General features: G+C 41.0%; 18 protein-coding genes and 1 pseudogene. 10 read left to right on the top strand and 9 right to left on the bottom strand.

Annotated elements, in window-relative coordinates:
* The first annotated feature begins 145 nt into the window (after positions 1-145).
* From METLIM_RS07060 to METLIM_RS07050, 3 genes are all read left to right on the top strand, one after another.
* A complete protein-coding gene (locus tag METLIM_RS07060) occupies positions 146-1,111 on the top strand; it encodes an alpha/beta fold hydrolase (protein ID WP_004077264.1) in 966 nt (321 codons plus the stop codon).
* A gap of 543 nt (positions 1,112-1,654) precedes the next feature.
* Positions 1,655-5,557: a DUF4062 domain-containing protein gene (locus tag METLIM_RS15515; protein WP_004077263.1), complete on the top strand. Its 3,903-nt coding sequence runs from the start codon at positions 1,655-1,657 to the stop codon at positions 5,555-5,557.
* A 45-nt stretch (positions 5,558-5,602) separates the two neighbouring features.
* The gene (locus METLIM_RS07050; RefSeq protein WP_004077262.1) at positions 5,603-6,508 is read left to right on the top strand and encodes a metal-dependent hydrolase; all 906 of its coding nucleotides are present in this window, start codon (positions 5,603-5,605) and stop codon (positions 6,506-6,508) included.
* A gap of 121 nt (positions 6,509-6,629) precedes the next feature.
* Here METLIM_RS07050 and METLIM_RS07045 read toward each other — a convergent pair whose 3' ends face one another.
* Entirely contained in the window at positions 6,630-7,241 is a 612-nt protein-coding gene (locus METLIM_RS07045) for a hypothetical protein (protein ID WP_245543611.1), read from the bottom strand.
* A 118-nt stretch (positions 7,242-7,359) separates the two neighbouring features.
* The gene (locus tag METLIM_RS07040; RefSeq protein ID WP_004077260.1) at positions 7,360-8,547 is read right to left on the bottom strand and encodes a hypothetical protein; all 1,188 of its coding nucleotides are present in this window, start codon (positions 8,545-8,547) and stop codon (positions 7,360-7,362) included.
* A 301-nt stretch (positions 8,548-8,848) separates the two neighbouring features.
* On the opposite strand from METLIM_RS07040, the gene METLIM_RS07035 reads away from it, so the two are divergent.
* Both METLIM_RS07035 and METLIM_RS07030 read left to right on the top strand, forming a co-directional pair.
* Positions 8,849-9,304 carry a hypothetical protein gene (locus METLIM_RS07035; protein WP_004077259.1) on the top strand — a complete coding sequence of 152 codons (456 nt, stop codon included), beginning with the start codon at positions 8,849-8,851 and terminating at the stop codon, positions 9,302-9,304.
* Positions 9,305-9,396: 92 nt separating this feature from the next.
* A complete protein-coding gene (locus METLIM_RS07030; protein ID WP_245543610.1) occupies positions 9,397-10,077 on the top strand; it encodes a winged helix-turn-helix transcriptional regulator in 681 nt (226 codons plus the stop codon).
* A gap of 13 nt (positions 10,078-10,090) precedes the next feature.
* Here the strand turns inward: METLIM_RS07030 and METLIM_RS07025 are convergent, their stop codons facing one another.
* Positions 10,091-11,671 (bottom strand): S41 family peptidase, encoded by a 1,581-nt coding sequence (locus METLIM_RS07025; protein WP_245543609.1) that lies wholly within the window; start codon positions 11,669-11,671, stop codon positions 10,091-10,093.
* Between the two features lie 242 nt (positions 11,672-11,913).
* On the opposite strand from METLIM_RS07025, the gene METLIM_RS07020 reads away from it, so the two are divergent.
* From METLIM_RS07020 to METLIM_RS07010, 3 genes are read left to right on the top strand one after another with little or no spacing between them, the layout of a single operon-like run.
* On the top strand, positions 11,914-12,732 hold the full coding sequence (locus METLIM_RS07020) for a nitroreductase family protein (RefSeq protein ID WP_004077255.1): 819 nt from the start codon (positions 11,914-11,916) through the stop codon (positions 12,730-12,732).
* 10 nt (positions 12,733-12,742) lie between these two features.
* Complete coding sequence (locus METLIM_RS07015) at positions 12,743-12,961, top strand: hypothetical protein (RefSeq protein WP_004077254.1); 219 nt, start codon at positions 12,743-12,745, stop codon at positions 12,959-12,961.
* Positions 12,936-13,568 (top strand): DUF2115 domain-containing protein, encoded by a 633-nt coding sequence (locus METLIM_RS07010; protein ID WP_004077253.1) that lies wholly within the window; start codon positions 12,936-12,938, stop codon positions 13,566-13,568. The genes METLIM_RS07015 and METLIM_RS07010 overlap by 26 nt, the downstream gene beginning before the upstream one ends.
* Positions 13,569-13,767: 199 nt before the next feature.
* On the opposite strand, the gene METLIM_RS07005 is transcribed toward METLIM_RS07010, so the two are convergent.
* From METLIM_RS07005 to METLIM_RS06995, 4 genes are all read right to left on the bottom strand, one after another.
* Positions 13,768-14,358, bottom strand: coding sequence for an acetate uptake transporter (locus tag METLIM_RS07005; protein WP_004077252.1), 591 nt, complete (start codon positions 14,356-14,358; stop codon positions 13,768-13,770).
* A gap of 283 nt (positions 14,359-14,641) precedes the next feature.
* Entirely contained in the window at positions 14,642-14,770 is a 129-nt protein-coding gene (locus tag METLIM_RS17525) for a hypothetical protein (RefSeq protein ID WP_281034214.1), read from the bottom strand.
* Positions 14,771-14,860: 90 nt separating this feature from the next.
* Positions 14,861-16,225, bottom strand: coding sequence for a PFL family protein (locus tag METLIM_RS07000; protein WP_004077251.1), 1,365 nt, complete (start codon positions 16,223-16,225; stop codon positions 14,861-14,863).
* Positions 16,226-16,237: 12 nt separating this feature from the next.
* Positions 16,238-16,510, bottom strand: coding sequence for an ACT domain-containing protein (locus tag METLIM_RS06995; RefSeq protein ID WP_004077250.1), 273 nt, complete (start codon positions 16,508-16,510; stop codon positions 16,238-16,240).
* A 389-nt stretch (positions 16,511-16,899) separates the two neighbouring features.
* Here METLIM_RS06995 and METLIM_RS06990 point away from each other — a divergent pair, with 389 nt between their 5' ends.
* Complete coding sequence (locus METLIM_RS06990; protein ID WP_004077249.1) at positions 16,900-17,538, top strand: cobalamin B12-binding domain-containing protein; 639 nt, start codon at positions 16,900-16,902, stop codon at positions 17,536-17,538.
* A 264-nt stretch (positions 17,539-17,802) separates the two neighbouring features.
* Here the strand turns inward: METLIM_RS06990 and METLIM_RS17675 are convergent.
* Positions 17,803-17,949, bottom strand: a pseudogene (locus tag METLIM_RS17675) (transposase); the annotation flags it as partial.
* Between the two features lie 438 nt (positions 17,950-18,387).
* On the opposite strand from METLIM_RS17675, the gene METLIM_RS06985 reads away from it, so the two are divergent.
* Complete coding sequence (locus METLIM_RS06985; RefSeq protein ID WP_004077248.1) at positions 18,388-19,692, top strand: Fic family protein; 1,305 nt, start codon at positions 18,388-18,390, stop codon at positions 19,690-19,692.
* Positions 19,693-19,756: 64 nt separating this feature from the next.
* On the opposite strand, the gene METLIM_RS16065 is transcribed toward METLIM_RS06985, so the two are convergent.
* Positions 19,757-19,921, bottom strand: coding sequence for a type I restriction-modification system subunit M N-terminal domain-containing protein (locus tag METLIM_RS16065; RefSeq protein ID WP_169312336.1), 165 nt, complete (start codon positions 19,919-19,921; stop codon positions 19,757-19,759).
* Positions 19,922-19,967: the final 46 nt, after the last annotated feature.

Raw genomic sequence — 19,967 nt, 5'->3', positions numbered from 1 at the left:
TACGACAGCAGGGGAATGTAAAACCGTCATTGACAACAGGAGAACATCCAAAACCACACCCGTCTATACAGCATCATTCAGGTCAGGATTTCTGCGGAGCAGATACATCATAAATTATTTTAACCTCTTTTCTTAACAACTATCCATGGCAGAAAATTCATCGGACTCACTCTTCTCATCGGACTATCACAGGTGGCTGAAGGAGGAGATAGCACGGCAGAACGAACTCCTCAGTACAAAACAGACAACTGAAACATCCTGCGGGACGATGGAATACTCTCTCATCGGAAAAGGACCTGTAATACTTGCAATTCATGGTACACCGGGCGGATATGATCAGTCCCTGCTCCTCTTCGACTGGATAACAACAAAAGGATTCTCACTGCTTTCTGTCAGCCGTCCGGGTTACCTGGGAACTCCCCTTGACACCGGAAAAACTCCGGCTGAGCAGGCTGATGCACTCGCTGCCCTGCTGGACGCCTTAAAAATAGAGAAAGTCCACCTGATGTTCGGCTCTGCCGGGGGAGCCTCCGGTTACGAATTTGCGATCCGGCATCCTGACAGGGTCAAATGCCTTGTTGCCATGGATGCGGTCTCTTCGCAGTATCTGCTCTCCGTCAATATCGGTAAGGTCATGGAGAAACTTATTATGTCGAGAACCGGAGTTGAGTTAATGGAGCAGATGAGCCTGCATTTCCCTGAAAAAAGCCTTCAGGATGTCCTTAAGCACTCCTCACTCTGCCGTCCGGAGCAGATTAAAGAGCAGGTAAAGGTAGCCATAAAGGACCCCAATCAGGTAAAAATGTTCTTCCGGATGGTACGCTCGATGACGGACTATAAGCACAGAAAACCCGGCCTTGAAAACGACCTGGATAAGATGGCCCGGATCGGCGACCTTCCGGTGGAGAAGATCACCTGCCCCTCTTTAATCGTACATGGCACTCATGACAGTGACGTACTCTTCTATAACGGTGTTTATGCGTATGAAAACATACCAAATGCTGAGTCTTACTGGGTGAGAGAGGGATCGCACCTGATCTGCGGGTGGATCTCACCTCATGCAGACGAACTCAGGGAGAAGGTTGTTTCATTCCTCCTTGAGCACAAATAAGAATAAGAGCTCAAAATAGTTCAAATAACCCCAAAAAAGACCAAATGAACTAAAATTAGCCAGCATAAGCCAATATAATCCCAAAAACCCCCAAATTTTGACGAAATCAAGGCCAAATTTCGATTAAAATCAAAAAATAACCGAAATAACCAGAAAGATCCAACCATAACAGAAGCCCGTCATTCCATGATCTCAGGTCGATTGGATACAAACACCGACTGAAAAAAAGTGCCAATAGCGGGCCGTAATATCTCTATATTTTAGGCCCTGATACCTGTAAAAAGCATGAAAAGGAGCTGGAATTTATGACCCACAGATCCGATCGCCAGATCACAAAAATAAGCCCAAAATGGTGTTATTTAGGGTGATGTTTAGTTCTAAAATAGAGGGTTTTCGCCTCGTGACGAAGATCAAGCAGAGGAGGGACTATTCAAAGGAAGGCAATTTTTAAGAACAGTGAAGTCTCGGATGAAGTTGTTTTTGTTTGATTTAAACGGATAATACTTATCCCATTGGAAATAATTGAACTAATAAAGGCAGTTTATGAAATCCATATTTATCAGTTCAACATATGAAGACTTAATAAATGAAAGAAAGAAGGTAATTGAGACTATTGATAGACTTGATTCCACAGAAGCAATTGCAATAAATGAGAAAATACCTTCAAATCCTAACCCATCTCCAGAAGTCTGTTTATCTTATTTACAGAAGAGTGATTTGGTAATTCTAATTCTTGGTTCTAAATATGGTTCAGAAGATCCAAAAGAAAATATCTCAATTACAGAACTAGAGTACAATGAAGCAAAAAAACTTGAAATTCCGGTATTAGTTTTCATAAAAACCGACGATAATGGCACATGGATAGCTGATAAAGAAGATGTGAATAAAAAAAATAAACTTGAAAAATTTAAGAAAAAACTCGATTTTGAAAGAACAAGAGTCAAATTTAAAACTCCTGATGAATTATGTTATGAAATAACTACAGCATTATATAATTTTGAATCCGAAAATGGAGAGATAGGGATAAAAAATCCTCAGTTTTTAACAGGAGAGTCTTTTTTTAAACCCTTTTTAGAAAAGAACCATTTATTCAATTACTGTCAAACTTTTTTTGGAAGAATAAAAATAATCGAAGAACTTTTTAGTTTCGTAGAATCTGAAAAAAATGTATTAATATTATTCGGAAGAGGAGGAATTGGAAAAACTAAACTGCTTTATGAATTTTATAAACAATTATCAGAAGAAGAAGGATGTAAAATATGGTTTTTACGTGATAATGCACAATTTTCAAAAGATTCGTTTAAGCAACTTCCTTTGAAGAAGAAAAATCTAATTATTATTGACGATGTACATCGCCAAAATAGTTTATTTGAACTTTTAAAAATTGCAATTGAAAAACCAGAATCTATACAATTGATTTTTTCAACTAGAAATTATGGATTAGAATATATAAAAAATCTAATTTTCCAAAGCGGATTTGATCCAAGTGATATTGAAATTTTACCTGAAATTACTAATTTAAAGCGTAAAGATCTAATAGCTCTTGCAGATTCAATACTGGATAATAACCACAAATATTTTACCAACCCTCTTGTATCTGTAGCAAAAGACTCACCACTGGTTCTTGTAATAGAAGCTAAGCTAATAAATGAAAATTCAATAGATCCTGCACTATTATCAAATAATGAAAACTTTAAAAACATCGTTTTTAGTAGATTTCAAGACATTCAGATCGGTGATATCAGTAGAATATTTGATAAAACAGATATAAAGAAAATTCTCAGTTTGTTATCTGCTATCCAGCCCATTGATCTAATTAAATTAGATGTAAGACAAAGCGAACTATCTGAAAAAATATCAGAGTTCACAAAAATTGAACTGGAGCAAGTAATCTCAATAATCTCAGAATTAGAATCGGCTGGAGTATTATTAAAAAGAAGATATGGTGGATTAAGAATAACTCCAGATACTTTCTCGGATTATCTATTAAAAGAGGCTTGTGTAACTAAAAACGGATACATCACTGGATATTCGGACAAAGTGATAGATACTTTCTATAATCTTTCTTTTAAAGAGATAATTACCAATTTTGCTGAATTAGACTGGCGTATACAGGCTTGTGGCAATTCTATTGATTTAATGAATAATATTTGGACAAAAATATTCCAAGATTTTGAGCTTGGACCAAATTTATTTCGTCATCATATTTTAATATCTATTGAAAAAATTGCTAACATTCAACCTAGGAAATCGCTTGAACTTGTAGAATTTACGTTAAATAATCCTTCAACAGACAATGTAAATTATTCCGGATTGAAAGAATATACTCATGAAGATGTAAAAGATAAAATCCCAAAAATTCTTCAAAACATTTCGTATAATCTAAAATATCTCCCCAAATGTTGTGATCTCCTATGGGAACTTGGGAAAAATAAAGAGGGAATTTTACACTCCGATCTCAATCATCCGATAAGGATTCTTCAGGACATTGCAGAATATGGGTATTCTAAACCCAAAGAAGTTCAGGAAATAATTTTAGATTCCGTGGAAAAATGGATTAAAGACCCCTCGAAATATTACACTCTTCATTCTCCACTTGACGTAATTGATCCAATCCTGAAAAAAGATGGAGATGACCACTGGCTGAAGGGAAATACAATTGAAATTACATCATTTATGATAAGCTATCAAAAAACCAAATTAATCAGAAAAAGGGCTTTAGATATAATATCTTTAGCTTCTACACAAAAATCCACAAAAATAAGTTTAAGAGCAATACAGAGCCTTGCAGAAATGTTGCGCCCTCCCAGACCAATCCACGGAAGAAAAATTTCACAAGAAGAATTATCTCAATGGATTCCAGAAGAAAAGGAAATTTTAGACTTATTTGAAAAAATAGTTAATGGAACAAAAGATCCTATTGTTAAAATTAAAATTCGACAGGAATTAAAAACTTATGCAAGAGATTGCAAAGATGAGGACAATCAAAGACATGCCAGAAAAATAATTAAAAAAATAAGAGACAATTTTGATATTCGCTTGATGAAAGCTCTTCTTTTTTCATTTGATGATGATTACAGATTTGATTATGAAAAAAGAATTAAAGACACCGATACTAAAATCGAAAAAACAATTCATGATTTTATCTCAAAGAATCAATCCTATGATAAGATCTATTCCACTCTAAATAGATTAATTTACAACTTAGAAAATGAACAAATTTATCATCAACCGGGACGTTTTTTTTATCTTTTAGGGAAATTATATCCAAAAAAGTCAGGGATGATGTGTCAAAAAATAATATCAGATAACTCATCAGCCCTTGATAAATATTATGGAACAATCTTATCCGGGATAATCCAATCTGACACTAAACTTGCAGGTCAATTCATAAAAAAAGGAATTCAATCCAATCGATTATTAATTTGCAGATCAATTGCCTTTGGATATTCAAATGGATGGTTACAAGGAGGGATTAAAAAGGGAGAACTATCCATTATTGAAAAAATGCTAAATTCATCTGATGGTTTAATTAAAGAATATGCAATCTCATCACTTTCTAAATTCCCTGAATCGAAGAATAGGATGATAAAAACAATTGCATTAAATTTAGAGATTGAAGATAACATCTCTTATGCAGATGCTTTCTTAGAACTTTTTACTCCACCAAAATCAAAAAAAAGTATTACTTTTACTAAACCCGAAATAACGAAAATTTTAAAGAAATTAGTAATATTACCATTATTGACAAGAAATTATAATTCAAGGGGATATTACATTTGTAATTTTTTAAATTATGCAAGTGAAAAAAATCCAGAAGCAATGCTTTCTTTCTTTTTAGAGAGAATAATGCATGCTCAGGAAATTAATGATAATTCATGGAATAGATACGAACCAATTCCATTTCCTGAAAATTTTCATTGCATAGAGAATTTCTACAAACATTCGGAGTATAAAAATTTATTAAAAAAATTCCTATATGAGGCATACAATGCAAAAGGTAACAAATATAATTATGTGCAATTATTTGAAATCTTATCGAACAATTATTCTGAAGACGCTCTTCAAGTCCTAAAAAATTGGCCAGATTATAAAAATCAAGATGAAATTCTATTCTGCTGTGATTTACTAAAAGAAGCTTCTCCAAAATTCCTTATAGAATATCCAGATATTATTCATATAATTCTTGAATCATCATTAAAAATTAATGAGGCTCTATTAGATAATGTTAAAAGAAAACTCTTTGCAATTGCAAAATTTAGTCCCAGATTTGGATCTGTAGGCGAACCTTATCCTATTGATATTGAATTAAAAAATGGAGCTGAAGACTGTGTAAATAATTTCTCTGAAGGATCGGTTACAAACCAGTTTTATAATGAATTAGCCAAGATGGCAGTGGGATGGATGGAAGAATCAATTCTGGATGACGAAGATTTAATCGATTAAATAAAAAGACACACCTTTAATCACCCCACCCGCCAAAATGCATCCATGGATTTCCTCACTCATGCCTTCTCCATGATCCTCCTCGGAGGGCATATGGACATTTATCTGGTGTGTTTTGGCGTTATCGGGACGGTTCTTCCTGATATGGATATCCTTATGCAGCGCTTCTCCTATACCGACTCCCGCCTGTACATCTTCTCCCACGGCGGGATCACCCACAGCATTGCAGGGTCGATAATTCTGTCGGTCACCGGATTTATTACAATCTGCCTCCTGCAGCTCGCCGGGATATTATCGCTTCCGGCAGAACCCGGATTCCGGATATTCGGCTTTGGGATGATTCTCGGCGGAGCACTCCTGCATGTGACGCTCGATTACCTTGCCTGTCCCGGGATACCGCTGCTCTACCCGTTTTCGGATAAGAAATACACCCTCGGCATATTCCCCGGCCCAAGCATCTTCCTAACGATTATAAGCGTTGTATTTCTGGTTCTGCTCATTACGGGACTTATTACAGAATTTGCAGATACCGGCGGGATTTATACATGGGGGATAATCTTCTTCACAGTCATCGCCTTTGCTCTCATAAAAAAGAGCTTTGTCGCCGGCAGGTTCAGGGGTCATGAGGCAATTCCCACATTCAATCCCCTGCACTGGATACTCATATCGGATAATGGGAAGGAGTACACTGTCAGCCGGTACTCCATAACCAAAGGCGTGTATGAGGAATCAACATACAAAAAAACGGACGGTGTCGGAGAGGAGGATATCAAAGGCCTTGCAGACGACCCGGAGATGAAGAGGCTGAGGTATTATTCGTACCTCATTATATTTGAACGGAAAGATGGAAAAGTCAGGGCATATGATCCCCTGAGGGTTTCGGGACTGATTTTTTACCCGCCGAAATTCCGGGAATGTGAATTTATTGAAGAGCATAAGCAACAGAGATGACTGGAAGAAAGTTAAAAGGAGACCAGTCAATTTGTCGTCTGCCTTGTGAGGAAACATAGAAAATTAAATAGAAATTCAATCCCCCTGTCTTTCAACAGTAAGTTCAAAGAAATTTGGAGGTTTACACCATACTGCCGGCAAGGTATGCCTTATGAACAAAGAGAACATCTTCATCCTCGTTTATTTCTTCCAATAGTCTGATCATTTCTTCATTTGAATTATCAGGAGTGTACTTTTTTGTATAAGCGGTTTTTGTTCTTTTCACCGGAATTCCAGCTTTTTTCATCTCTTCAAAACAGTTTTTATGACTGATAGGACAATTATCAAGGCCAAGAATTACATTGTTATCTCTTTCTTTTTCAAATTCAATTATTCCCTCGTCATAACAGCCATAATGACAGTTCAGATGCAAACCCCAGTTTTCTTTGATGAGTGAAGTATAGTAGTTATACTGTGCCCTGGGAGAATCCAGATAATAAGGGAATTCTGATGAGCCGTCAAGGATTGTCCATTCATCATCATAATTGCCGAAATACCTGATCATAATCTCCTGAATTTCATCATCGGAAGTTTCCGAATCAAAAATCAGAGCGGGTTTCCATGAAGCATTTTTCAAAATAGACTGGCATCCGTCACTGTACAGTGCCGGCTCATAATATTCAGGACAATCATATTCAACCTTTTCGTAATATGAACTTTCATTTAAAGGTCCTGTACCATTATTTTCTTCCAAACATCCGGCTGATAATATGAATATATAAATTATCATTCCTGATATGATGGTTTTTTTTGTTAAATTCATTGAATATCACCGCAATAATGAGTAAATAATTCATTCATTAATAAAATGGTTAGGAGATGAAGATGGAACTATCCTTTGAAACTCCATACTTCGTAACTCCCCACACGCTTTCCCAGTAACTGCTTCCTGCAGGATCGTAGATATGCATATACTGACCGCCGGAATCATAGAATCCATATCCGTCGCACGCTCTTGCATGACTGGGTATTGAAGATACTATCACATCATCATTGTTTATTTGAGCTTTAAAGTCCAACCACTGGAAGTATTGATGATCAATCCGAACTGCATTCATCTGTAAACCCTCACTTGATCCGTCATAGTAATATTCTTCTTCTGAATCTGTAGCTCCTCCAGGAGATTTGGGCATCGTTGAATAATTCCATGCATCCATAACATTTGCAATATGAATTAAGGAATGTGAAGTACCATACCAGTACGCAATCATTTTTGCAGTTGTAACCTGACACCAATAATTATTTGGCTGTGTTTCAAGACTTCCAGCTGCCCAGAGAGTCTTATAATGGAAAGATTTGGATTTGTGACTGTTAGATGAGATATTAAAAACATTGATTTCCATGTTCCATTTATCAAGCCTTTCAGTTATTTGATCATCTTCAACTCCATCGTATAACGACCAGATACCTGCATCACCGGGATTCTGTGGATATTTATCCGGTACAATATACAGATTGTTCGCGTCGATAATTACTTTCTCAGCCTCACTGCCTTTTTTAGTTACTTCATACATTATTCCAATCTTGGGATAACTATAGCAGACCCATAGAGGTTCTGAACACTCTGCATCCTTAAATGTCGATTTTAAAAGCTCTTCAGATTTAGTAACGACATTATGATAATTTATATAATCAGGAGTTTCCTGAAGCATAATTAAAGGCGAACCGAGTACTTTGCTTGCTGCCATTCGTATAAGTCCAACATTTTTACCATCTTGTTTGATCTCATATTGATGAAACAGTTTCAAACCGTTCGAATCGTAAATTATCATAGGATCCTTTGACAATTGCGAATCAGCAAATATTTCATTGTCTAACGCTCCGGAAGAAATGAAATCATCAAGAGTCTGTTTTGCAATCAAATATGAATTTTCTGGATTAACATAATATTTTCCGACATTCTTAGCATCAACAGCACTAACTGCCGGAACAAACATCACCCCAACAAGTGCAACTACTAAAAGCAGGCTCAACGCCCGCATTCCTTTCTTTGCGTTCATGTTTTCGTCTCCATTTCTTATCTCATGCCCCCGGAGACAGAAAATCTAGAGGTTTCAAGTAGTATTTGAGACCAATCATATTTTGCCCCCGAGCACGCACAGGGCTCTGGACGTTACTGATCGTCGGGCAGAACCCCCTGCAACATCTTTTAGATGCTACATGGATTATTTTTCGTTCCGTGCAATATAAATTCAATAACCCGATCGTCAAACAATAAGTTTTCAGTTTGACGATCAGGCTATAGAACTTAAATAATTTCTTTTCCAACTGATCAATCATAGAGAACAGGAAAATGAAATTATGGTTAAAAAGATTGCAATTACATTAATAGTCCTTTTTTGCTGCGTTTCTTTTGTATCCGGCGCGTCCGTTGAAGAAAAAGCAGGTACAGACATTAAAAATAAATTTGGGGGTTACACCATACTGCCGGCAAATGATTCCGGTGGAGAACCCGGCATAAAGTATGTATCCGATACCATCACACAGGGCGAGACAAACTGGCATTCAAAATATGTCGGCTCGGATATCACAGTCTTAAACGTCGATCTCAACTGGGCCGATAACACAGATTCACTGAGACTGAAAATTTATACACCCGACTGGGAGTGCTTAGGCAGTTATTATGACAGTGCCGACGGATCAATTGACGGCAGGATCAATATTGACATCTATAATTCCGGCGGAATAGCAAAAGGCACATGGTATTATGAAGTGTATGGTTACGATGTCTCCGGAACCGAAGATTATTATATATAATGGCTCATAATTGATCATCAATGGGAGGAATAATAAGAATCTTCATCCTTTTTTCCGTTTTTCTGGTTTTTACAGTCCCGGGGATTGCATCAGTGGAATATATCGTACAATCGCATGAAAACAAACCGGAGCTTATTGAAAAAGGACTCATTGACTCAGCCGGTGCCGATAAAAATATCACATTTTGGGATCTCCCGTTATGGATCAAAATTTCGTTTATTGCCGGAATGCTTGCGGCAGGTTTGGGAATTATAAAATTAATCCCCGCCATCCTGGGCAGGATCATAGATCCACTGGAAAATGGAATGCGGCAGGAGATATTTGACTACATATCAGAAAATCCAGGATGCACAATTACAGATGTTTCAGACAATCTGGATCTTAACAGGAATTCAACAAAGTATCACGTCCTGAAACTCAAATACCATAAAGTAATTAATATGGATAAATATGAAAAATCACTTCGATTATTCAAATATTCAGCGACTTTCGACGAACACCAGAGAACAATTATATATCTCCTGAAAAATAAGACAGGGAGAACGCTTCTGATGAGCATACTGGAAAACCCCGGGATAACAAACAGTGAACTTTCAAGGAAGCACAACATGAATAAGAGCTCCATCCACTGGCACATCAGTAGATTTCAAAAAACGGGTGTCATCAATTATATTCCTGAAGGAAAACTCAGAAGATATTACCTCACCTCGTCTTTTGAAGACATCATAAAAAAGGAGAGAAACCTGAAGGCCGTCAGCCATTCACAGGAATAACTTTTTTTCAATTTTATTGCCCGGCCAGCCACTCCAGTGCATAAGTCAGCTGAACATCCTCGCCATCCATAGCCCTTGCAACCGTCTCCTCATTCAGCGGCACACGGATGTCAGGGGAAACTCCACCGGTGAGTTCAGCATTGCTGTCAACCTGAATATTACCGTTTTTATCAAGCGAAGCTCCGTCAGGGAACATGACGTACATGTCTAGCGGCATTATCGCCTGAACATTGTTCATACCAAATGCCCCGTCTGTTCCGTACCACGAGATTATTTTTCCTCTGCCCGTATTCTTAAAGACCATTGCAACACCCTCACCCGAACTTACTGTATCAGGGCTTACGAGCACCGCCACCGGACCTGTATAACCTTCAGGCTGCGGTGATGACCATGTTTCTGAGGCTACCGGAAATTCTCCTGTTCCGGGATCATAGGTTGTGGTATATTCATAGAATACAGGTTCTTCAACGAACCATCCGGCAAAACAGGCCGCAAGGTTGTCGTCACCGCCGTTGTTGAACCTGAGGTCAAGGACGATACCCGGCGAACCACTCTCAATCGCCGAGATCATCGCCGCCCTGAACGGTTCATATACATCGAAAGACTCCTCGTAGATGGCGATATAGGTGTAACCGCCGGGAAGCACCCGGTATGTCACCTTATCGCTGGTGAACTGTGGAAGGATATCCTCCCACGCCTTATCGACACCGTAATCGTTCACCTCTTTTCCGAGGAAGAACGAAGTCTTCTTCAGGCCCTCGTACCCGTCGTCATAGGCTGTCAGGTTCACGGCCCGGACGTCGCCCGACTCACCGGCAACGGATACGGAGGCAGTCGTCCCGACAGGAGCACGTGTAATCAGCCTCTCCCGGTGAAGCAGAATTCCTTCATTCGTGGAGGGTTTCTTGGTGGCCCAGATATATGAGGTCTCATTAACCGCATCATTGATCTCCTCTTCGTTCCAGGTCAGAACTTCATCTCCAAAAGCGATCCCTGCATCCTCTGCTTCACTTCCCTCTGCAACATAACTCACTATTACTTTCCCCGAATCGAGCTGTATTATACCGATACCGTAACCACCACCAATATCTGCGGACCTTGCACCGAACTCCCCGGACAGTGGAAGGACATTTACATGGCCGTCGGGGATTGAGAACAGGTACTCCCTTAAAGCCCTGTAGTATGCAGCTTTGTCCTGCTTTTCTTCTGCATCAGCAAATGCCGGGGCATAAGTGCTGTAGAGTCTGTCAAAGTCAACCGATCTCCACTCCTTAAATGCATACCGCTCATCCAGCAGAGTGTTAAGGGAGAGAAATGCAGAACTCCACGACTGGTTTGAGTAATCCGCAATTCCGGTCTTATTCGCAGCCGCACCTCCTGGTGCCCCTGCCAGGAGATCGTTATAATCAGACTCATTGCCGCATTCAAACGGAGTGCAGGCATCCTTCAGGACCAGCCTGTCAGAAACATTTTCAAAAGCAGCTCCTGAAACCGTCACAGGAGACTGCACATCAGTTTCAGACTGGATACACCCGGAAAATGCAATAAAAACTGCAAGAAGGCACATAATGAATAAAAGGAGAATTTTCGACATTTATTGTTCTAAACCGGATTTAGGAGAGATGAAAATAATAATGTTGTTATTCTGACTGCGGACAAAAATGAGAGTTGGAAATACGGTCTTCTCAGCAGACCGGATCACACCCCCTGAGGCATTCATATTCATAATCAGCATATTCGCAGTTACTTTTGCATATGTCGCATAGGACCGGGGAAGGGAAGAAAGTTAAAGGAGACCGGCCAAAACAAATCTGATAGTTAAGGAGAATATAAGAGATGGATACAATAATCGTTGACGAAGAACTCTGCACGAAATGCGGGATCTGCTCAGAAGCCTGCCCCATTAGCATTATCGATCCCGCCGGAGATGAAAAATTCCCGGAGGTCAGGGAGGAAAATTCGGGAAAATGCATCCGCTGCGGACACTGCGAAGCGTTCTGCCCAAAGGGAGCCCTTATCCTGAACTTCCGCCCGGAGGAGAAAGAGATCCTGCCTGAAGGTGCAGGAGAGATCCCGGAGAAGGAGATCGGGTTCTATCTAAAAAAACGCCGCTCGGCAAGGACGTATAAGACGAAATCCGTACCAAGGGAAAAGATCGAAGAACTCCTCGAAGTTGCAAGTTATGCACCCTCGGCAGAGAACGGCCAGCCGGTGGAGTGGATCGTCGTACACGATCCGGAGAAGGTCAGGAGAATAGGAGACCTTACAGTCGAATGGATGAAGACGTTCATAGGAAGCGATCATCCCGCAAGCGGATTCTTTGCGGCGCTGGCGGGGATATACGAAGGCGGCCATGATGTTATCTGCCGTGGAGCGCCCCACATGCTCTTTAACCATATCCCGGAGGACAGACCGGTCGCACAGGTTGACGGGATTATCGCCATGACATACTTCGATGTCGCAGCCCCTGCAGCAGGGATCGGTACCTGCTGGGCAGGGTTCGTCGCGATGGCTGCCGCTGAATATGAACCGCTTAAAAAGGAGATAGGAATTCCGGCCGGGCGGAAATGCTCTTACGCGATGATGTTCGGCTACCCGAAGCACAGTATTCACAGCATTCCACGGAGAGATCCGGTAAAAGTTACATGGATCTAAGTTATATCGGATGAAAGTCCCGGCAGAAAACAAAAATACTGCAAAAAGGCATATGAATCCGGGCGCAGGCCTGCCCTTATGCCCCGGTGCTGATTATAAAAAAGAGAACGAGAAGCCAGGCAGGGAAGAAAAGACCGGGGTAATGCAGAGACTGCACAGAGATGAAGCGATATTATCCCAAAAAACAGATATATGTGATAATTATGGCAGAAGAAAAACCAGAGAATGAATGTGAAAAGCTTGGAAGGCTTCAGACCCGTGGTGAACTTGGCAGGGCAATCGCGGCAATAGTTAACGGATACTCAACCCTCGACCTCCGCCGGATGCAGTGGAACTTTTCAGGCAGTGTAAAAGGAATTGAGCCTTCATACAAAAAGAAGCTTGAGAAGATGATTACAGGGCACCTGCACGAAACATGGGAGAATATAAGGCTTATGAACCAGCAGGGATCTTTTTCTCAGATGAAAGACCTTCTGCCTGAAAATAACAGAGAATTCTGGGAAATGGTTGCCCTTAAATGCTCAGATAAAGACGGAAGCACCCGCATACGGTTCCTGAAATTTCTTCTTGCAGGATTCTGTATATTCGTTAAAAAAATCCCCCCGCACCCTGTAGGGATGCCGTTTCCGGGCGGAGATTCAGTACAGTTTATTGAAGGCATTTATTACTGTCCGGTAAGAGAGAAAGCAAATGACGTTGATTCAGCATTATGTCCCTTCTGTCCGGCACTTCAGACACCTGAGGTCGGGTACCTTAAGCCGCCTGTAAAGGGAAGCACTCACAGAAAAGAAGAATACTTAAAAAAGACCTTCGATTTCCATCATTACAACGGGTAAACAGGAAAATATTCATTAAAGATCTCACCGTGACAAGGCATATGAATAGATCATTTAGAAAGAGAGAATCAGATCTTATCTTCCTATAAAATAATTACTCATATCCGTTCTTTATTGAAATAATTCTCCCTCATCCGGCTTTTGACAGGAAAGGCAGAAAAAAAGGAGAGATTATCTCTGTTAATACTGAAATTAAGGATTATACCGGAAGAATCCGGCTTCCGTAAATCTCGTTTATTACCGCACCGACACCCATATAAAGTGCAAGCAGACCGGCAATAATTCCGGTAACTCCGGCAAGTGTATGAACCATGTGAATGCCGGTTAAATTTGCGGCAACAAGGAATATCACAAGGAGCAGAACCGCTGCGAATGTTACCATAAGGATGCGGTGCATCTTTAAGGTGCAGATGAAAAGACCCAGGATTAGAAGACCCCAGACAATAAGGAAGGACGCCATATCAACGGCTGTTGGTGATGCTGCAAGTCCCAGTTCAGGCAGTATCAGAATTGCCGCAAACGAGATCCAGAAGAGGCCAAAACTCCCGAAAGTGACCATTCCAAAGGTGTTGTTCTTCTTCCATTCCATAATCCCGACTATGAGCTGTGCAAGTCCGCCGTATAAGAGAGCCATTGCAATAATGGGGCTTGTAAGTCCGGTTATTCCGGCATTGTGTATACTGAGCAGAATTGTAGTCATCCCAAATGCACACAGACCCAGCGGTGCCGGATTTGCTGTATTATCCATCAGGAAAAGATTGTTCCTGCTTTTCTCTTCAATAGGTTCCATAAACTCCTCAGATGCGGTGCACAACGCCAGAACATATCAAACAAATGTGCACCAAAATATTGACGATCACATATTGGAGGTGCAAGGTATTAAACTGTTTCAATTGATACGGCACCAAAATGGAGATTTAATACACCTAAAATCAATAAAAACACAAAAACTCCGCACCACGCAGGACATACCCTAATCATCCCCGTGTCCGGAGGCAAAAAAAAGTGAAGATAATATAATAAACAGAATGAAGACCCTAAAAATCAAATATAACTAAATTTTTTTCTCTGATTCATCTCTCCTGAGAGTTTTCCTGTACACCCATGCCCTGAAATATTGCTGTTTTACATTCGTCTTCATCGGTGATGGTCACTGTATATGTACCAGGTTTTGGATTTTTTGTAAACTCCTCTGCTGACATTCTAAAAGTTTGCAGGCGATGCAATAAAAATTTACTCTTACTTCAGGGGATCATAAGGAGGGGAGAAAATAGATTAATTAATTGTCCCATTTAGTTTTTAAAACTGTGAATCGGTGCCGGAATTCTGCCTCCTCGGTTGATGAATTCGGTGCAGCTGAACCTGTTCACCGGCTGAACGGGTGCATGGCCCAGAAGGCCTCCAAACTCAACGGTATCCCCTACATCCTTTCCGATTACAGGAATCAGGCGTACTGCTGTTGTCTTCTGGTTGATCATCCCGATTGCAGCTTCATCAGCGATAATTCCTGATATGGTTGATGCCGGAGTATTGCCCGGAATTGCAATCATGTCAAGGCCGACCGAGCATACACAGGTCATAGCCTCAAGTTTTTCAAGTGTAAGTGCACCACGGTTTACGGCATCGATCATACCCTGGTCCTCACTTACAGGAATAAAAGCACCGGAAAGTCCGCCGACAAAGGAGCTGGCCATCACACCGCCCTTCTTCACCTGATCATTTAACAGGGCAAGAGCTGCCGTTGTTCCCGGAGCACCGACAGACTCAAGGCCCATCTCCTCCAGTATCTCCGCAACACTGTCACCGACTGAAGGTGTCGGTGCCAGGGAGAGATCAACAATTCCGAAAGGAACACCCAGCCTCCCCGAAGCCTCCTGAGCAACAAGCTGTCCGGCACGGGTCACCTTGAACGCCGTTTTTTTAATGGTCTCACAGAGAACCTCAAAGTTCTCACCACGCACCTTCTCAAGTGCACGCTTAACAACACCCGGCCCGCTCACACCCACATTAATTACAACATCACCCTCAGTCACACCATGAAAAGCTCCGGCCATGAACGGGTTGTCATCCGGAGCATTGCAGAATACTACCAGTTTCGCACAGCCAAGGGAACTGTCATCCTTTGTAGCCTCCGCGGTTTCCTTAACAATCTCACCCATCAGCTTAACGGCATCCATATTGATTCCGGTTTTTGTAGATCCGATATTTACCGAACTGCATACCCTCTCAGTGGAAGAGAGAGCCTGCGGGATTGACCGGATGAGATTTTCATCGACAGGAGTCATGCCTTTGGAGACAAGGGCTGAATAACCCCCTAAAAAATTCACCCCCATATCTTTGGCAGCCTTATCAAGGGTTTTTGCAATTGTCACAAAATCCTCGGGGGATTTGCATGCCCGCCCTCCGACAAGTGCAACAGGAGTGACAGAGATGCGTTTGTTTACTATAGGGATACCATATTCAAGTTCGATATCACGTCCGGTGGAGACGAGGTCCTTCGCCGCAGAGGTGATCTTATTGTATATATTCCGGTTCAGAGTATCAAGATCAGAATCACAGCAGTCCAGAAGGCTGATGCCCATTGTTATTGTACGGACATCAAGCATCTCCTGCTCGATCATCTTATTTGTCTCATTCACCTCAAGTCTGTTTATCATTAAAAATACCTCTCAGATGCGGTGCATTTTTGTAAAAATATCCTCACGCTGGCATCTGATCTTTACACCGATCTCATCGCCGAGAGTTTCAAGTTCAGTCACCATCTCACCAAACGGTTTTGAAGATCCGCCGGTATCAACGATCATCATCATATTGAAATATCCCTGAACAATGGTCTGTGATATATCCTCGACATTGACCTGGTTATCTGCAAGGTAGGTACAGACCTTCGCGATAATCCCAACCGTATCTTTCCCGACGACAGTAATAATGGTTTTATTCATGCTCTCTCATTCCTGTAATATTATTGGTTTTCATCCGGCATTAATGCAAGTTTAAGTAGCATCCGACATCAGGTTTGTACTGTGAATCCAGATTAGCTGTAAACACAAATTAAACCAGAGAAGCAGAAAAAGAGCTTAAATAACAGCACCCCACATAACTGTAAAAATCATCAGCAGCGGATCACCGGGAGCACATTTATATATAAATATAGATAATACACCCAGTTCCCGGAATCAGATGTCACGGCCCATATTTGAGACATATATCAATAATTGCATTCCCCAGCCAAATACAGCATTATACCAAAATACTCTCTGCCGGGAAAGTATTATTTTAGCCCGGCACATATACCCCCTCAGTTTACCAAACTCAGGGGTGAAGAATTGTCATGACGGGGCGGAGTGAAGGATTTATAACCGCATTTCTGGAACACGACGAAGATACATGTATTGAGTCTGTCAGTAAAAGAATCAAAACAGGTGAAAAGCCGTCCGCAATCCTTGATGACATCAGGGAAGCCACGGCAAATGCCGGGCAGAAATTTGAAAGCGGAGAATATTCCGTCGCCGACCTCATGATGGCAGGGGAGAACCTCAACCAGGTGATGGAAGTTCTAAAACCGGCATTCGGTGAGAACAAACCTGAGAGCAGAGGGAAAATAGTTATCGGAACCGTTGAAGGGGATATCCACGATATCGGAAAGAACATTGTTGTGGTTCTCCTTGAAGCGGAAGGCTTCGAAGTAATTGATCTCGGTGTCAATCAGCCCCCGGAGGTATTTATCGATGCCATAAAGGAGCACAGGCCAATAGTCGTAAGTCTCAGCGGGCTGCTTACAGAGGCAATACATTCGATGAAAATTACAATCGACGAAATATGCAGGGCAGGTCTCAGGAACGACGTGAAGATAATCATCGGAGGGGGAAGAACAAATGAAGAGGCAAGGGAGTACACAGGTGCAGATGACTGGGCCGATGACGCAATAAGCGGAATAAGGAAGATAAAAAAACTTGCAGAAACTGAGTAAATATAAACAGTGACCTGTAGAGGCTGTTGCACAAATAAAATCCGGAGGACAATTGTATAATGTACAGACATAATAAACACAATATTTGTGGAAAAATTATCCGAAACAGACAATTCAATTATACCATGGTCAGTTGAAAAACAGTCATGCAACAGCCTCATATGATTTATTCTTCTCCATAGAGGCATTTGCTTCTATTTTCATCCCATCTAATGCAATAATTCCGGCTTTTGCAGCACCTCCCTCTCTTAAAATTTTGAGTACCTAAGCAAAAGCATTGGAGAAAGGTTCTCCAAATTCCTGTCTGAACCGTGCAATAGTTGTATGATCAATATAATTGTTCCTTGCTAATACACGAAATGAAATATCATATTTGATTGATTCTTCAATTTTTCTTGAAGAATTTACTCCCGTACAATAAGCTTAAATAAGAATCGAAAGTTTTACCGCCGGATCTAAAAATTTCCCTCCTTTACCATCATTTCGATACTTTTTGTAAAAGGGACTCATATCCATATCTGAAATTACATCAATAATGGTACATGCAAGAGATTATTCAGGCAACCATTCCATTAAATCAGGAGGTAAAAGGATGTGTCGATCTAAAGGCAGCTTACGCTCATTATATGTGATATATTGTTAGTTTACAAATCAAAAATAATTCATATTTTATATATTTGTCAATAATAAATATTTTTTGCATATATATCATTCGTGCAACAGCCTCCTGATTTTCTCTAAATACTAACGAACTACTAATACTTACCAAATTAGTATTATATTTATACCTGCAGATCTAAATACTAATGGAATACTAAAAAATACCAAATTAGTATTTTGGTGATCACCATGAAGAAACTCCCCGAAAAGCCACCGGACAGCCAGGAAAAGCCAAATCTTTTGGATATAATTGATAAAGGCGATCCGGAATTAATTAAGATGGTCAATGAATACAACAGCCGTTATCTCTACTATGATGAAATGAAGTACCGCATCCCTGATCTCAATAAGAGAACTGGGACATGGAGATTCATGAAGCTTCTCCGGATGATGAATTACGAGTCAGTCCCTTATCCGTGTCTTGATCTACAATATTCAACAACACCGGAGATATCGAAAAGTCTTCATATTTTCGATCAGTATCTCTCCGGAAAGATCAAAGTCAACGAGAGGAATATAAAGCTCGGGAATTCCTATATCCTGAATTCACTGATGGAGGAGGCGATTGCTTCCTCGATTATCGAAGGTGCAGTTACAACCCGGAGAGCCGCAAAAGAGATGCTCAGGAAAGGAAAGAGACCATCAAACAAGTCTGAGCAGATGGTAATGAACAATTACCGGGCGATGCAGTATATCATAGAAAACAAGGACGACCCGCTCACACCTGAGTTTATTCTTGATGTACACCGGATTGTTACGGAGAACACCCTTGAAGATGATGCGGTCGGCAGGTTCAGGGATAACGATGATGTCGTGGTTGCTGATCCTGTTAACGGAACAATTCACCATATCCCGCCTGTATATACTAATATTCCCGGCATGGTTGAGGAATTCTGCCGGTTTGCAAACGGGGATGATGAGGGATCGGAAAGTTTCATCCACCCGATAGTGAAGGGAATGATACTACACTTCCTTATCGGCTACATCCACCCATTCGTGGACGGAAACGGCAGATGTGCGAGGAGCATCTTCTACTGGTATGTCCTTTCAAGAGGCTACTGGCTCTTTGAGTACATGCCGATATCGAGGATAATCCTCCGGTCAAGGAAAGATTATTCGCTTGCATATCTTCACACCGAATATGACGAAATGGATCTGACTTACTTCATCCTGTACAATATCAGGTGCATCGAAAAAGCGAGAACAGATCTTCTCTCATATATCAAGCAGAAGCAGGCCGAACAGAGTTCGGCAAAGAAGATGATAAAGAATATCCCGAGGCTCAACACGAGGCAGGCGGAGATCTTAAGGGAGATGATGGAGAAGAAAGAAGATTTGTTCACGATCCGGGAGATAACGGAGACCTGGGGTGTCGTCTATGAGACGGCAAGAACCGATCTCATGACGCTTGCAGATCTCGGTTATATCATGAAGGAGAAGAGAGGAAGGGAGTTCATGTTTCGCTTTGATGAGGGGAGTAGGTTGGAGGACTGATAATGCAACCTCGTTCCTGTTGATCCCTTCAATTATCTTTTTGATTGTCAGAATGTCGCCTGTATCAAATATCTCGGAGATGCTTCCGGCGGCTGTCATTGAGATCCAGATCCCTGATGAAGATCAGGTACGTAATCTGCTCGATGACATCAAGGGGGTTGGTAAGGCCTCCGGTCCAGAACATCGTCCAGAGGGAATCGACCCTGTTCTTCATCTCGCCGGTAATCATTACCAGAATATTTCGCGGCTGTCAAAATAACCCTGACGAGTCGAAG

This window comes from Methanoplanus limicola DSM 2279 (assembly GCF_000243255.1).
In the GTDB taxonomy this organism is placed as follows: Archaea; Halobacteriota; Methanomicrobia; order Methanomicrobiales; family Methanomicrobiaceae; genus Methanoplanus; species Methanoplanus limicola.
This window is presented reverse-complemented; position numbering and strand designations above follow the sequence as displayed.

Excerpts from the sequence above, each read along its gene's own strand:
- METLIM_RS06995 (WP_004077250.1), bottom strand. The coding sequence starts at position 16,510 with ATGAATAAAACCATTATTACTGTCGTCGGGAAAGATACGGTTGGGATT.
- METLIM_RS07010 (WP_004077253.1), top strand. The coding sequence starts at position 12,936 with ATGGCAGAAGAAAAACCAGAGAATGAATGTGAAAAGCTTGGAAGGCTT.
- METLIM_RS07020 (WP_004077255.1), top strand. The coding sequence starts at position 11,914 with ATGGATACAATAATCGTTGACGAAGAACTCTGCACGAAATGCGGGATC.
- METLIM_RS07005 (WP_004077252.1), bottom strand. The coding sequence starts at position 14,358 with ATGGAACCTATTGAAGAGAAAAGCAGGAACAATCTTTTCCTGATGGAT.
- METLIM_RS07025 (WP_245543609.1), bottom strand. The coding sequence starts at position 11,671 with ATGTCGAAAATTCTCCTTTTATTCATTATGTGCCTTCTTGCAGTTTTT.
- METLIM_RS07035 (WP_004077259.1), top strand. The coding sequence starts at position 8,849 with ATGGTTAAAAAGATTGCAATTACATTAATAGTCCTTTTTTGCTGCGTT.
- METLIM_RS07060 (WP_004077264.1), top strand. The coding sequence starts at position 146 with ATGGCAGAAAATTCATCGGACTCACTCTTCTCATCGGACTATCACAGG.
- METLIM_RS16065 (WP_169312336.1), bottom strand. The coding sequence starts at position 19,921 with ATGATTACCGGCGAGATGAAGAACAGGGTCGATTCCCTCTGGACGATG.
- METLIM_RS06990 (WP_004077249.1), top strand. The coding sequence starts at position 16,900 with ATGACGGGGCGGAGTGAAGGATTTATAACCGCATTTCTGGAACACGAC.
- METLIM_RS17525 (WP_281034214.1), bottom strand. The coding sequence starts at position 14,770 with ATGTCAGCAGAGGAGTTTACAAAAAATCCAAAACCTGGTACATATACA.
- METLIM_RS07040 (WP_004077260.1), bottom strand. The coding sequence starts at position 8,547 with ATGAACGCAAAGAAAGGAATGCGGGCGTTGAGCCTGCTTTTAGTAGTT.
- METLIM_RS15515 (WP_004077263.1), top strand. The coding sequence starts at position 1,655 with ATGAAATCCATATTTATCAGTTCAACATATGAAGACTTAATAAATGAA.
- METLIM_RS07000 (WP_004077251.1), bottom strand. The coding sequence starts at position 16,225 with ATGATAAACAGACTTGAGGTGAATGAGACAAATAAGATGATCGAGCAG.
- METLIM_RS06985 (WP_004077248.1), top strand. The coding sequence starts at position 18,388 with ATGAAGAAACTCCCCGAAAAGCCACCGGACAGCCAGGAAAAGCCAAAT.
- METLIM_RS07050 (WP_004077262.1), top strand. The coding sequence starts at position 5,603 with ATGGATTTCCTCACTCATGCCTTCTCCATGATCCTCCTCGGAGGGCAT.
- METLIM_RS07015 (WP_004077254.1), top strand. The coding sequence starts at position 12,743 with ATGAAAGTCCCGGCAGAAAACAAAAATACTGCAAAAAGGCATATGAAT.